This window comes from Chitinophaga silvisoli (assembly GCF_003412465.1).
Lineage (GTDB): Bacteria > Bacteroidota > Bacteroidia > Chitinophagales > Chitinophagaceae > Chitinophaga > Chitinophaga silvisoli.
The window spans coordinates 284,076-296,552 of the sequence record NZ_QTJV01000004.1; the positions used below are offsets into that span (position 1 = coordinate 284,076).

Here is a 12,477-nt window from a genome sequence, read left to right on the forward strand (position 1 = left end):
ACCCACATATGGACATCATTCAAAAATACTTCGGGGACTTCACCCCTACCCAGGTCGACCAATTCTCTGCACTGTTCGAACTCTACAAAGACTGGAACGAGAAGATCAACGTCATTTCCCGTAAAGACATCGATGCCTTATATGAAAAGCACGTCCTCCACTCCCTGGCCATTGCCGCTATGGCTGATTTCCCGGACGGCTACCAGGTCATCGACCTCGGAACCGGTGGTGGATTTCCCGGCATCCCGCTGGCTATCTTCTTCCCGGAAGTAAAGTTCCACCTTGTGGATGCTATTGGCAAGAAGATCAAGGTGGTACAGGGTGTAGCCGAAGCCCTCGACTTAAAGAATGTAAGTACTGCTCACTCCAGGGCCGAAGAAATCAAGGATAGAAAATTTGATGTGATAGTATCCCGTGCCGTAGCGCCATTAAAGGACCTCTGGCGCTGGGGAAAACCATTATTGAAAAAAGCTCCTGCCCACGAGCAGCAACCGGGCCTCATCTGCCTGAAGGGCGGTGACCTGGCGCTTGAAGTACAGGAAAGCGGCCTCAGACCTCGTCTTACCAGCGTTTACCAGTTATTCCCTGAAGAGTTTTTCAAGGAGAAATATGTGGTCGTAGTAAATAAGTAAAAATAATTCCTCTCTTAAATTATTGATTTTCATTATTTATAGTTTAAATTCAAAAAAACTTTCCTGAACTTTAAAATATCCTGCATTTCCCTTCGTCTCCAATAGTAAGATGAAAGAATTGCTCCTAACAAAAACGCCTCTAGCTATGGCTGCTGAACAAAATGAGCGCATACAGGAAACGGTGCGTAAGGAGCGGCAACGTCTACTCCATTTCATCCGTAAAAGGGTGAATAATGTGGCGGATGCAGAAGATATTTTACAGGATGTTTTGTATCAGTTTACGGAATATTCCCGGCTGGGTAGTCAGATCGACTCTATTACCGCCTGGTTGTTTACCGTAACCCGCAATAAAATTACCGACTGGTTCCGCAAGAAACGGGAGACTACCTTCAGCGATCATACACAGGAAATAGATGGAGAAGAGACCTTATTCCTATCCGAACTGATAGCCGATCAGGATGCCAAAAGTGACGCACCACTCACACGCAAAGTTTTAGCAGAAGCCATTATGGAAGCCATTGACGAGCTGCCGGAAGAACAGCGTTATGCATTTATACAGCATGAACTGGAAGGGAAATCCTTCAAGGAATTGTCTGCTGAAACCGGCATCCCCGTGAACACCCTATTATCGAGGAAACGCTATGCTGTGCTGCATCTCCGCGAACGGCTGGCACAATTGTACGAAGAATTGTAAAACACATTATATGTTTAAGAGAGGAAGAAAGCCGAAGGCTTTACATATTTTAAAGTTCATTGTCATGGGGGTGGTTTTCATCACCGCGCTGGGCTTTGGTATCCGTGAACTGTGGAATTGCCTGATACCTGAATTATTTCACGGGCCAGTCATTACTTTCTGGCAGGGTTTAGGCCTTTGCCTGTTGGGTAAAATGCTCTTTGGATGGCATGGCGGTCCGGGAGGTGGTTTCAGAAGGAACAGAAGGGCCTGGGATGAGAAGCTGAAAGAACGCTATGCGAATATGACACCGGAAGAAAGAGAGCGAATGAAAGAAGGGTTGAAGAACTGGTGCCGCCCGAATAACCGCTTTAGCCGCTGGTATGATGATATCGATGCAAATGCTGCCACTCAGTCTAAACCAGAAGAAACAAAACCAGATACAGGAACCAATATATAATTTAGCCATGCTCTCCTTTGCCATTCAACCATCAATAACTTTTAATGCTATGATTGGAATATTCAGAACTAATATAGCAACACCGGAAGAGAGAACGAATGTACTCCATGCGATCCGGAATAATTATGAAGTAGGCCAGTGTCATGTGGACCTGGAGGATTGTGATAAGGTGCTGAGGATTGTAAATATGAATGTGGAGGAGGATGAGATTATCAGGTTTGTACAGGAACAAGGGTTTAATTGTGAGATATTGGATTAGTGATTAACAGAGAGATTATAGATGAGCGATTACTATACGGATTACAATCATTGAAAAAGATGTACGTTTTGTACATCTTTTTTAATTAATATTATGCTTTAATCAGTTGTTAATCTTTACACATGAAACATTTATCCCTATTCCTGCTATGCGCGGGTATCGCCTCTGTCGCCCATGCACAAACACTGCAATCCGTTACAGAAGCGACAAACGGCAACTACACCAGTAAAAACATCTGGGTAGGTACCAGCATAGTGAGTGGCGTTTCTGAAAATGCATTGAACGTAGGCGGACGAATCAAGCTTTTAGGCACCCAGAGTGCTTTTAATACAGGAACAGATGCTAATGAACCCACTATTTACAGGAGTTATACCGGTGGTTCGTATCCATTTACCGCTGCTAATCACCTGGTCCTGCAGGCTGGACTTTCAGGCGGGCATATTGTATTTGCGACAGGAAATGCGCCCCTGCCTGTGATGATGATTAATAACACAGGTAACGTTGAGATTGGCGGTGGGTTTAATCCTACTGCGAGATTGCAGGTGGATGGTAATATTGCGATGGGTGGTCCAGGATACTCTTTTGGGATCTCTATGAATGACAAGTTCACGTATTCAGGTTTATCACAATTGCATTATGGGCTGCAATGGGTAAAGGATCCTGACCTGGTAGGTGGTTTTACCATGTACCAAAGTGGTTATATGGGGATTAAATTCTTTACGCAGGGTTTACCACGTTTAACTGTTGGGTTTAATGGATACGTGGGTATTGGTACCACGAGCCCACAGTCTGAACTGGCAGTAAATGGTACGGTCACCTCCAAAAAAGTGAAGGTAACGGCAAGTGGATGGGCGGATTTTGTATTTGAACCGGGTTATCAATTGCCTTCTTTGAAAGAGGTGGAGGCGTTTATTAAAGAGAATAAGCATTTGCCGGAGGTGCCGAGTGCTGCAACAGTGGAGAAAGATGGGCAGGATCTGGGAGAGATGAACAAGATATTGTTGCAAAAAGTGGAGGAGCTGACCTTACACATGATACAGCAGCAGAAGGAGATAGAGGAGCTGAAGGCATTGATCAGGAAATAGCTAAAAAAAACGCTTGCACCTTCGGTGCAAGCGTTTTTTTTAGCGTTAATATTTAAAATTTGAGTGTGTTGTTGCTGCGGTTAATATCTGCCATACGTAAGCTGGGATCAATTACCACTTCACCAAGATCACTCAATGGCGTATCAATCATCACATCATAGGTAGGGCTCGTCCATCTCCACGCTTCATGCACGGTACGCATAATATTCCCATCTTCATTAGGCTTTGTGCCATACATTATTGAAAGCGGTATATAATGCATCACCTTCTTGCCTGCCTTTGTCGTTACCAGTAAATCGATCGGCATTGGGAAGTCATCTACCCTGCGTAAACGAATTACGGTTTTGTTATTATCATTTGTGAACACTGTATCGATTCCATAATCAATATGCTTCACTGAATATACTAAATACTGCTTGTACCAATCCAGCGCAATACCACTCTCCTTCTCCATTTCACGGATGAAATCATTTGGATTCGGATGCTTGAAACGCCAGTCTGAATAATACCGCAGCAATCCTTTATCCCTGTTTCCTGTACCGATCACATAACCCAGCTGCTCCAGGAATACAGCTCCTTTATTGTATGCCGTCTGTGTATACCCATAGTTAGTTTTGTAATGATCAGCATGAGTGCTCATCGGTTCTTCATAACCGCTTTTTACAAGGTTGTAATAGCCATTGTAAGCACTTTCCTGTGCAAATGATTCTTTGGTAGAATCCAGTGTATGATACAATACATTGTTTTCTGCAAATGTGGTGAAACCTTCATCCATCCATGGATACAGGCTTTCATTCGTACCCAGCATTCCCTGGTACCAGCTATGCATCCATTCATGTGCTGCCAGTCCATACAGGCCTTCTAATTTACCATTGCCCATGATCAGTGTAGCCATAGGGTATTCCATACCACCATCGCCACCTTGGATAAAGCTATAGCTCTTGTAAGGATAGGGACCATAATGAGCTTTGATATATTCATATGCACGTGGAATCATTTTTGCAAACGCAGGCCATGTTTCTTTTGTGATATCATTTTCGATATAGAAGAAGTGTGCCACGAAGCCATCTACCTGTTGGGTGATGTGCTTATAATCCGGATCTGCTGCCCATACAAAATCATGCACATTGTTTGCAATGAAATGCCATGTCAGTTTCTCGCCTGTAGGACGGATCACTTTGGTACCCGGCATTTCATAACCATAACCAACCTGATTAGGGTTCTGCAAATAACCGGTAGCGGCGATCACGAATTTTTTATCCATCGCGATCTTCACATCATAATCCCCCCATACACCATAGAACTCACGGGCGATGTAAGGAGTAGCATGCCAGCCTTCATAATCGTATTCACACATCTTAGGATACCACTGTGACATGGAGAAGTCTACACCTTCTGAGTTATTACGGCCACTACGGCGGGTTTGCACAGGTACCTGTGCTTCGAATTCCATTTCGAAGGTAGTAGTGCTATGCGGAAGGATTGGTTTTTTCAAAGGTACTTCCAGGATGGTTTCCAGCATATTGAATGACTGGGGCACACCATCGCGCTTTAGGGAAAGTACGTGCTGGTAGCCGGTTTGCTCAGGTGTGAATTTAGAGATCTTATCTGCCACACGGTAGTCCCAATCTCTTCTTTCATTCCCTTTTGAATCACGACCAATGACCGTTTTGCCCAGTTCACGGCTGCGCACATCCATCATGCTGCCTGGCTGAAATGCATTCCAGTAAAGGTGATAGAACACCTTGTACAATGTATCGGGTGAGTTGTTGGTATACTCCAGTTTTTGCTTGCCTGTAAAACGGTTAGTGGCTGCATTTACATTTACATCCATAACATATTTTACCCGTTGCTGCCAACGGTCAGGCTGTGCCTGCGCAGGGATGAAACCTGCTGCCAACAGGCACACCATCAGGCCTTTAACTACTGACATGTGCTTCATTTCCAATTACTATTTTCGTTATATGATAAAAACAGCGGGAGCTGTAGGCCGCTCTATGCTTTCGACTTAGCTGTTAGTTACGTTTTACGTTTACGTGTGGAGATACTGCAAATCTCCTGCCTTAATGAAGATACTGAGTTATTCTTCTTCTTCCTGCGATTTTTTCTTGCCTATAGCACCCTGCAGGATCAACACGATTTCTCCTTTCACGCCTTTTTCCTTGTAGTAGTCATGTACCTCCTGTAAGGTTCCCCGTTTGTTTTCCTCGAACATTTTGGTCAGCTCGCGGCTAACGCAACAAGGTCTGTCAGCACCGAAGTAGCCCATCATGTCTTCGAGGGTTTTTACAAGGCGGTGTGGAGATTCGTAAAATACCAGGGTACGCTCGTCAGTTGACAGTTGTGTAAATAATGTATGGCGACCTTTTTTCAGGGGCAGGAAACCTTCAAAAGAGAAGCGGGTCATCGGGATGCCGCTGTTGACAAGAGCGGGCACAAAGGCGGTAGCCCCAGGCAGGCATTCGACGGGAACACCGGCACGAACACATTCTCTTACCAGCAGGAATCCCGGATCAGATACACCGGGGGTACCGGCATCGGTGATCAGGGCCATCGTTTTGCCGGCCTGTAACTGTTGTAACAGGTGCTGCAACACTTTGTGTTCATTGTGCTGGTGATAAGGAGTGATGGGTTTGTTGATGTTGTAGTGCTTTAACAGCACGCCGGATGTGCGGGTGTCTTCCGCAAGCACCAGGTCTGCCTCTTCCAGTACTTTTACAGCGCGGTAAGTAATATCGGCAAGATTGCCTATGGGAGATGGAACGAGATAAAGCTTCATAAAGATCGTATGGCGCATGACATACCGGCAACATCCACCGGCAGGGCATTATTCCTGAATAAAACACGTAAGGCTGATTTCCGGCAACTAAGGTAGTTTTAGCGCTGGCACTCAGCCTTATTAATTATTTATTGAATAGTTACTTCAAAAGATTCCATTACCTGGTTAGCCAGCAGTTTCTGACAAGCGATTTCGGCCAGTGCCTGCGCTTCTTCTTTTGTAGCAGCTTCGATATGGAGGGTAATATGTTTTCCGATTCTCACATCATTGATCTGTGTAATACCAAGGTTCTTTAAACCACTCATTACCGCTTTTCCCTGAGGATCCAGCAATTCTTTCAGCGGCATTACGTTGATATGTGCAGTGAAGGTCATTTTTTCTAAAATTTTGACGCAAACCTAACACATAAATCGCAAAAAACAAGCTGGCTTTGTTGAGAGAAGGCAGTTGAAAACCATATAAAGGGCGAAAAAAAAGGCCTTTACCGGGGTGGTAAAAGCCTTTTCAAAATTATCTGATAAGCTATGCCAGTTATTTATCTGAAGTAGCAGGGCGTGCCGCCATAGATAAGACCACGTAAATCACGAATACAAATGGCACTGTTGCGAATTTCAAGACTGGTATAGCCAATATTGCTAATATCAACAGCAGGAACCTTGGCCAGTTCTGTGCCGGATTGAAATTCTTGAATTTCATGCTCAGCATTGGCATCTCCGCCACCATGAGGTAGCACAGGATAACTATCATGATGTATAGCACCCAGATATTCTGCAGGTAATGCGCGAGATTAAAAGGATTATACAGCATGATGAGTGGGAAAGATGCTACCAGCAAGCCTACTGCCGGGGTAGGTACTCCAATGAAATTCTCTGACTGACGGGTATCCAGGTTGAACTTAGCCAGCCGGAATGCCGCAAAACAAGGAACCAGTAAGGCTGGAGCCAGGTTGATATAAGATACGTCAAATACATCCGGCATCTGCATATAAGCACTACGCAATAAGCGGAAGAAGATCATACCCGGCACTACACCAAACGTCACCATGTCGGCCAGTGAATCCAGCTCCTTTCCAAACGGAGAACCCAGTTTCAACAGGCGAGCCGCCATGCCATCCAGAAAATCAAAGATCGCGGCCAGTACTACCAGGGCAGATGCCCAGTAGATAGGCTCAGGATTCGTTACGGCATAGTCGTGTCCATTGAATTCAGCAATGTATTGTGGTGCATGCAGGATGTAAATGATTGCCAGCGCACCACAAAACAAGTTACCCAGTGTAAGGATGTTAGGAAGTTGTTTCATTGTGATAGTCCATGAGCTTGTCCCGAAAGTCAGCCGAAAGAAATGAGCATTGCATTTGCAAACATTCGCTCCATCAGTTGGTACAATTACTTTTGAGACAAGCCCGATGCTGTTATTTTTTGGTAAATCTAACGCTAATATTACGCAATAGCGTACACATTACCTTATTTTTTCATTAAAGCTTCAATTTCATCGGCTGTGACAGGAATATTCTTCATCAGGTCGATGTTGCCATTTGAAGTTATCCACACGTTATTTTCGATCCTCACGCCCATTTTTTCTTCTTCAATATAGATACCTGGCTCGATGGTCAATACTGCGCCATCAGGGATTGGCTGCCAGAAAGAGGGACCTAAATCATGTACACCTACACCCAGGTGATGGCTGATGCCATGGTACAGGTATTTGCGGTATGCCGGTGATTCAGGATCCTGGTTCTTAATATCTTCTTCCTTCAGGAGATTGATTTTTACGAATACTTTACCAGCTTCCTCACCCATCATTTCATGGTACTTAGCGATGGTCAGACCTGGCTTCAGGATTGATTTAGCATAGTTATGCAGGTGCAGACAGGCATCGTAAACTTCCCGCTGGCGGGGTGTGAACTTACCATTCACAGGCACGGTACGGGTCAGGTCAGCATTGTAGCCACCATAAGCAGCACCGAAGTCCATCAGGACCAGTTCACCATCCTTACACTCCTGGTTGTTGAAGATGTAGTGCAGGGTGCGTGCGCGGTCGCCGCTGGCAATGATAGAAGTATAGGCTTCACCGTCAGCACGGTTAGAGAGGAATTCGTGTACGATTTCCGCCTGAATCTGGTGCTCAAATACACCGGGGCGGATGAATTTCAGCAGGCGGCGGAAGGCACCTTCTGTAATATCCATGGCCTGCTGCAGTACTTTAATTTCCTCCGGGGTCTTGACAGCACGCAGTTTCTTGAAGATAACGGCAGCTCTCAGGTAGTTGTGCAAGGGATAGCGGGCACGCATTTCTTCTGCATAGCGGTAATCCCTTACAGCGATGAGGCTGGATTTACGATTATTTTCGTTGGTATTTAAATAGATATTAGTGGCTTCGTGAATCCATGGTTGTAATAATCCGTCCAGCACATCCAGCCACACTACGGTACCGATACCCGATACAGCCAGTGCCTCGTCTTTGCGCAGACGATGACCATCCCATTTTTCTTTTAACTCATTTGGACGTACCAATACAAGCACTTCCCTGTACTTAGGATCCGGATTATCCGGGTATAAGATGAGCATTGTGTCTTCCTGCTCAACACCCGTCAACCAGTACAGGTCGTGGTTTTGCTCGAATCGATATAAAGCGTCTCCATTGCTGGGCAACTCATCGTTGGAATTGATGATAGCAATGGAATTGGGTTGCATCTCCGCAATAAAGCGCTGGCGATTTTTGATAAAAATCTGTGAATCCAGTGGCAAATTTTTCATAATTGATCCTATTGATTAAAACACGCGTCAAACCTACTGAAATTTTAGGAAGTAACCCTGAAGAGGTGAATATGCGTGTAGAATGGATGAGGATAAGTGTATTAGCTGACCATAATTACCTGCTGTTTCCTCCAAAACAGTCCCGGCCATTTTAGATTTTCTCTAATTGAATATCCATTTAGCATCTATTTTTTCTAAATTTGTGTTAACAGGGGGCTATTAATTTGATAATTTCAAAAAAAGACGCAGCTTTGCTTTAACACACCAAAACAATCTTACTATGCAAGTCAGCAGCGTAAGGAACCCTGTTGCTCTCCTATCAGCTATAGGTATTGAGCAAACAGCAGCTATCTATTATCAGACAGCACCTGCCGTGCTGGTGTCGCAAACACTGGCACGGAAACAGGGAGCCCTCACAGCCAACGGAGCATTGTCCGTAAACACCGGGAAATTCACCGGTCGCTCTCCAAAAGATAAGTTCATCGTGAAGGATGCGCTTACTGCCGCAACAGTGAACTGGAATGATTTCAACATTCCGATGTCCGCCGATCACTTCGACCGGTTGTACACAAAAATTACTGCATACTTTAAGGGAAAAGAAATCTGGGTACGTGACTGCGTTGCCTGCGCTGATCCTGCATACCGCGTAGGGATCCAGGTTGTGACAGAAACGCCGTGGGCAAATCTTTTTGCCTATAATATGTTCCTGCGCCCGGGTGACGAAGAACTGGAAGACATGCATGCAGAATGGACTGTGATCCAGGCACCGGGATTCTTTGCTGATCCTGCTACAGACGGCACGCGGCAGGGTAATTTTGCGGCCATCAGTTTTGAGCGCAAAACCGTATTGATCGGAGGCACTGCATATACCGGGGAAATAAAGAAAGGTATATTCACCATCCTCAATTATATACTGCCACAAATGCATGGTGTACTGCCTATGCACTGCTCAGCCAACCAGGATGAGCATGGAGATACTGCTATCTTCTTTGGCTTGAGTGGAACGGGTAAAACCACGCTCAGTGCAGATCCCGCCCGTAAACTGATTGGGGATGATGAACATGGCTGGTCCTCTCATCACATCTTCAATTTTGAGGGTGGCTGCTATGCAAAGTGTATAGACCTGAGTGAAGAAAAGGAGCCGCAGATCTACAAAGCCATCCGCGAAGGGGCGCTGCTGGAGAATGTCTCGTGTTTTGAAGGGACTAATAAAGTAGACTTTGCCAATAAGTGTATCACTGAAAATACGCGGGTTTCTTATCCACTGGATTATATTGACAATGCGGTAATTCCTTCAGTAGGCAATATCCCTTCCAATATTTTCTTCCTGACCTGCGATGCATTTGGGGTATTACCTCCTATTTCAAGACTGACACCGGCACAGGCCATGTACCAGTTTATATCCGGCTATACAGCCAGGGTAGCGGGTACAGAAACCGGGGTAACAGAGCCGACTACCACTTTCAGTACCTGCTTTGGGGCACCATTCCTGCCATTGCATCCTGTACAATATGCACAGCTGCTGGGGCAGAAACTGAAACAACAGGACGTGGCTGTATGGCTGATTAACACTGGTTGGACAGGAGGTCCTTATGGTACCGGTCAGCGCATTTCATTGAAATACACCAGGGCGATGGTCACAGCAGCACTCAGTGGACAGCTGGACAGGATTGCGTATAAAGATTTCCCGTTCTTCGGTTTTGGTATTCCGGAACACTGTCCGGGTGTACCTGCCGAATTGCTGGATCCCCGCAATACCTGGGCTGACAAGGAGGCGTTTGACAAGCAGGCAGCAGACCTTGCCGACAGATTTATACAAAACTTTAAAAAATACGGAGCGCAGGCAGATCCGGAAATATTATCTGCATCTCCGAAAATTTAATTATATTACGCTCTTAAGCCTGCCTTTAAAATTTCCACTATTATTTATCAAGTTCTATTTAGAGCAAAACGAGTGACCTAAATTTGAAATTTTGAAGGCGGGGAACTTGTTTTGCGGAACTTGGGAGGAACTAACATCGGGATTAAACTATTCGTATATATGAAACGCTTTTGCCAACAGGCAGAAGCGTTTTTGTTTTAAGCATAGGGCCTGGGACCCGTATTAAAATCAAAAATGAGTGTCCTGTTGCATTTAATCATTAGTAAATCTTCCTAATTAAGCCTACCTTTGCGCATGCAAATTTTAGACGGTAAACTTGTATCAGCGGCTATTAAAGCCCAACTGGCAGATAAGGTAACTGAACTGAAGGCTTTAGGTCAGAAAGTTCCTCACCTGGCTGCCATCCTGGTTGGTAACAATCCAGCCAGCGAAACATACGTTGCTTCAAAAGTTAAATCCTGCGCAGAGATTGGCTACCACTCTACCCTGCTGCGTTTCGATGAAAAAATTTCCGAAAAACATCTGCTGGACAATATCACCCTGCTGAATGAAAATGCAGATATTGACGGTATTCTCGTACAGTTACCACTTCCCAAACATATCAACGAAGAAGTTGTAATCAATACCATCGATCCAAGCAAGGACGTAGACGGTTTCCACCCGGTAAATGTTGGTAAAATGGTCAGTGGCCTGCCTACCTTCATCCCTGCTACTCCTTACGGTATCATGCTGATGCTGGAGCACTACAATGTTCCAACCAAAGGCAAACATGCTGTAGTAATCGGCCGCAGCCACATCGTAGGTACGCCTGTCAGCATCCTGCTGAGCAGAAACAGCAATCCTGGTAACTGCACCGTTACCCTCACTCACTCACACACGCCTAACCTGAAAGAACTTTGTCTCCAGGCGGACATCATCGTTGCAGCCATCGGTCGTCCGAACTTCGTGACTGCTGATATGGTGAAAGAAGGTGCTGTGATCGTGGATGTAGGTATCAACCGTATCGAAGATGCTTCGAAGAAATCCGGTTTCAGGCTGGTAGGTGATGTGGATTATAACGCTGTAGCTGAGAAATGCAGCTTTATCACCCCGGTTCCGGGTGGCGTAGGTCCAATGACCATTGCGGCACTCCTCAAGAATACCTACCATGCAGCCGTAGGTCAGAAAGGAAATATGAACTAATCACAGCAGTGATTCATTTTCAATTTTAAAGGCAGATCTTTCTGTCCGGTATGATGTAAAATGGATTACTAACAATTATACGGTACGCATAGCGCATAACTGCATTATGCGTACCTTTGCATTATGTCAACTACTGCCACATATCCAAACGTACGCACGCTCCCGGTAATGGAACGCTTTTACACGATTCAGGGTGAAGGTAATTATCAGGGCTGCGCAGCTTATTTCATCCGCCTTGGTGGTTGCGATGTAGGCTGCCATTGGTGTGATGTGAAGGATAGCTGGGAGGCAGATCGTCATCCTCAACTGGAACTGACAGACATTGTGAGTGAGGCTGCCAGCTACCCCGGCCGTATTGCCGTGATCACCGGCGGCGAACCATTAATGCACAACCTGGATGCACTGACAGCAGATCTGCATGCAGCCGGTTTCCGTACACATATTGAAACTTCCGGTTCCTCTCCCCTCTCCGGTAAATGGGACTGGATAACTTTATCCCCTAAGAAATTCAAGGCCCCCCTGCCTGAAATCTGTTCACTTGCCAATGAACTGAAGGTGGTCATCTTTAACAAAAGTGATTTTGCCTGGGCAGAGAAATATGCTGCGCTCGCAGGTCCTCACTGTAAACTGTATATTCAGCCGGAATGGAACAAGGCCGCTGAAATGACACCACTGATCATCGACTATATCAAGGACAACCCTAAATGGCAACTCTCTCTCCAGGTGCACAAATATATTAATGTACCATAAGCAGGATTTTTAATACCAG

At 45.4% G+C, this 12,477-nt stretch carries 13 protein-coding genes; 8 read left to right on the plus strand and 5 right to left on the minus strand.

What is annotated here, in order from left to right; translation table 11 throughout:
* Positions 1-8 precede the first annotated feature (8 nt).
* The 5 genes from rsmG to DXN04_RS13240 all read left to right on the plus strand — a co-directional run bounded on the left by rsmG (position 9) and on the right by DXN04_RS13240 (position 3,109).
* On the plus strand, positions 9-632 hold the full coding sequence (gene rsmG, locus DXN04_RS13220) for a 16S rRNA (guanine(527)-N(7))-methyltransferase RsmG (protein ID WP_116853827.1): 624 nt from the start codon (positions 9-11) through the stop codon (positions 630-632).
* Positions 633-777: 145 nt separating this feature from the next.
* Entirely contained in the window at positions 778-1,326 is a 549-nt protein-coding gene (locus DXN04_RS13225; protein WP_072362710.1) for an RNA polymerase sigma factor, read from the plus strand.
* A gap of 10 nt (positions 1,327-1,336) precedes the next feature.
* The gene (locus DXN04_RS13230; protein ID WP_116853828.1) at positions 1,337-1,765 is read left to right on the plus strand and encodes a hypothetical protein; all 429 of its coding nucleotides are present in this window, start codon (positions 1,337-1,339) and stop codon (positions 1,763-1,765) included.
* Positions 1,766-1,814: 49 nt separating this feature from the next.
* Complete coding sequence (locus tag DXN04_RS13235) at positions 1,815-2,024, plus strand: hypothetical protein (protein ID WP_116853829.1); 210 nt, start codon at positions 1,815-1,817, stop codon at positions 2,022-2,024.
* 122 nt (positions 2,025-2,146) lie between these two features.
* Positions 2,147-3,109, plus strand: coding sequence for a hypothetical protein (locus DXN04_RS13240; RefSeq protein ID WP_116853830.1), 963 nt, complete (start codon positions 2,147-2,149; stop codon positions 3,107-3,109).
* A gap of 52 nt (positions 3,110-3,161) precedes the next feature.
* Here the strand turns inward: DXN04_RS13240 and DXN04_RS13245 are convergent, their stop codons facing one another.
* The 5 genes from DXN04_RS13245 to DXN04_RS13265 all read right to left on the minus strand — a co-directional run bounded on the left by DXN04_RS13245 (position 3,162) and on the right by DXN04_RS13265 (position 8,644).
* A complete protein-coding gene (locus DXN04_RS13245; protein WP_233525588.1) occupies positions 3,162-5,042 on the minus strand; it encodes a M1 family metallopeptidase in 1,881 nt (626 codons plus the stop codon).
* A gap of 147 nt (positions 5,043-5,189) precedes the next feature.
* Complete coding sequence (gene rsmI, locus DXN04_RS13250; RefSeq protein WP_116853832.1) at positions 5,190-5,888, minus strand: 16S rRNA (cytidine(1402)-2'-O)-methyltransferase; 699 nt, start codon at positions 5,886-5,888, stop codon at positions 5,190-5,192.
* A 128-nt stretch (positions 5,889-6,016) separates the two neighbouring features.
* Positions 6,017-6,262, minus strand: a complete 246-nt coding sequence (purS, locus tag DXN04_RS13255) for a phosphoribosylformylglycinamidine synthase subunit PurS (RefSeq protein ID WP_116853833.1) — start codon at positions 6,260-6,262, stop codon at positions 6,017-6,019.
* Between the two features lie 157 nt (positions 6,263-6,419).
* Entirely contained in the window at positions 6,420-7,187 is a 768-nt protein-coding gene (locus DXN04_RS13260; protein ID WP_116853834.1) for a CDP-alcohol phosphatidyltransferase family protein, read from the minus strand.
* Positions 7,188-7,351: 164 nt separating this feature from the next.
* Complete coding sequence (locus DXN04_RS13265; RefSeq protein ID WP_116853835.1) at positions 7,352-8,644, minus strand: aminopeptidase P N-terminal domain-containing protein; 1,293 nt, start codon at positions 8,642-8,644, stop codon at positions 7,352-7,354.
* Between the two features lie 280 nt (positions 8,645-8,924).
* Between DXN04_RS13265 and pckA the strand changes: the two genes are divergently transcribed.
* The 3 genes from pckA (at position 8,925) to DXN04_RS13280 (ending at position 12,458) form a co-directional block, all read left to right on the plus strand.
* On the plus strand, positions 8,925-10,526 hold the full coding sequence (gene pckA / locus DXN04_RS13270; RefSeq protein WP_116853836.1) for a phosphoenolpyruvate carboxykinase (ATP): 1,602 nt from the start codon (positions 8,925-8,927) through the stop codon (positions 10,524-10,526).
* Positions 10,527-10,820: 294 nt separating this feature from the next.
* Entirely contained in the window at positions 10,821-11,708 is an 888-nt protein-coding gene (gene folD, locus DXN04_RS13275; protein WP_116853837.1) for a bifunctional methylenetetrahydrofolate dehydrogenase/methenyltetrahydrofolate cyclohydrolase FolD, read from the plus strand.
* Positions 11,709-11,831: 123 nt separating this feature from the next.
* Positions 11,832-12,458, plus strand: a complete 627-nt coding sequence (locus DXN04_RS13280) for a 7-carboxy-7-deazaguanine synthase QueE (protein WP_116853838.1) — start codon at positions 11,832-11,834, stop codon at positions 12,456-12,458.
* The last annotated feature ends 19 nt before the right edge of the window (positions 12,459-12,477 follow it).

What these genes read in the sequence shown, in the direction of transcription:
- rsmG (WP_116853827.1), top strand. Translation starts at nt 9, where the DNA reads ATGGACATCATTCAAAAATACTTCGGGGACTTCACCCCTACCCAGGTC.
- DXN04_RS13225 (WP_072362710.1), top strand. Translation starts at nt 778, where the DNA reads ATGGCTGCTGAACAAAATGAGCGCATACAGGAAACGGTGCGTAAGGAG.
- DXN04_RS13230 (WP_116853828.1), top strand. Translation starts at nt 1,337, where the DNA reads ATGTTTAAGAGAGGAAGAAAGCCGAAGGCTTTACATATTTTAAAGTTC.
- DXN04_RS13235 (WP_116853829.1), top strand. Translation starts at nt 1,815, where the DNA reads ATGATTGGAATATTCAGAACTAATATAGCAACACCGGAAGAGAGAACG.
- DXN04_RS13240 (WP_116853830.1), top strand. Translation starts at nt 2,147, where the DNA reads ATGAAACATTTATCCCTATTCCTGCTATGCGCGGGTATCGCCTCTGTC.
- DXN04_RS13245 (WP_233525588.1), bottom strand. Translation starts at nt 5,042, where the DNA reads ATGTCAGTAGTTAAAGGCCTGATGGTGTGCCTGTTGGCAGCAGGTTTC.
- rsmI (WP_116853832.1), bottom strand. Translation starts at nt 5,888, where the DNA reads ATGAAGCTTTATCTCGTTCCATCTCCCATAGGCAATCTTGCCGATATT.
- purS (WP_116853833.1), bottom strand. Translation starts at nt 6,262, where the DNA reads ATGACCTTCACTGCACATATCAACGTAATGCCGCTGAAAGAATTGCTG.
- DXN04_RS13260 (WP_116853834.1), bottom strand. Translation starts at nt 7,187, where the DNA reads ATGAAACAACTTCCTAACATCCTTACACTGGGTAACTTGTTTTGTGGT.
- DXN04_RS13265 (WP_116853835.1), bottom strand. Translation starts at nt 8,644, where the DNA reads ATGAAAAATTTGCCACTGGATTCACAGATTTTTATCAAAAATCGCCAG.
- pckA (WP_116853836.1), top strand. Translation starts at nt 8,925, where the DNA reads ATGCAAGTCAGCAGCGTAAGGAACCCTGTTGCTCTCCTATCAGCTATA.
- folD (WP_116853837.1), top strand. Translation starts at nt 10,821, where the DNA reads ATGCAAATTTTAGACGGTAAACTTGTATCAGCGGCTATTAAAGCCCAA.
- DXN04_RS13280 (WP_116853838.1), top strand. Translation starts at nt 11,832, where the DNA reads ATGTCAACTACTGCCACATATCCAAACGTACGCACGCTCCCGGTAATG.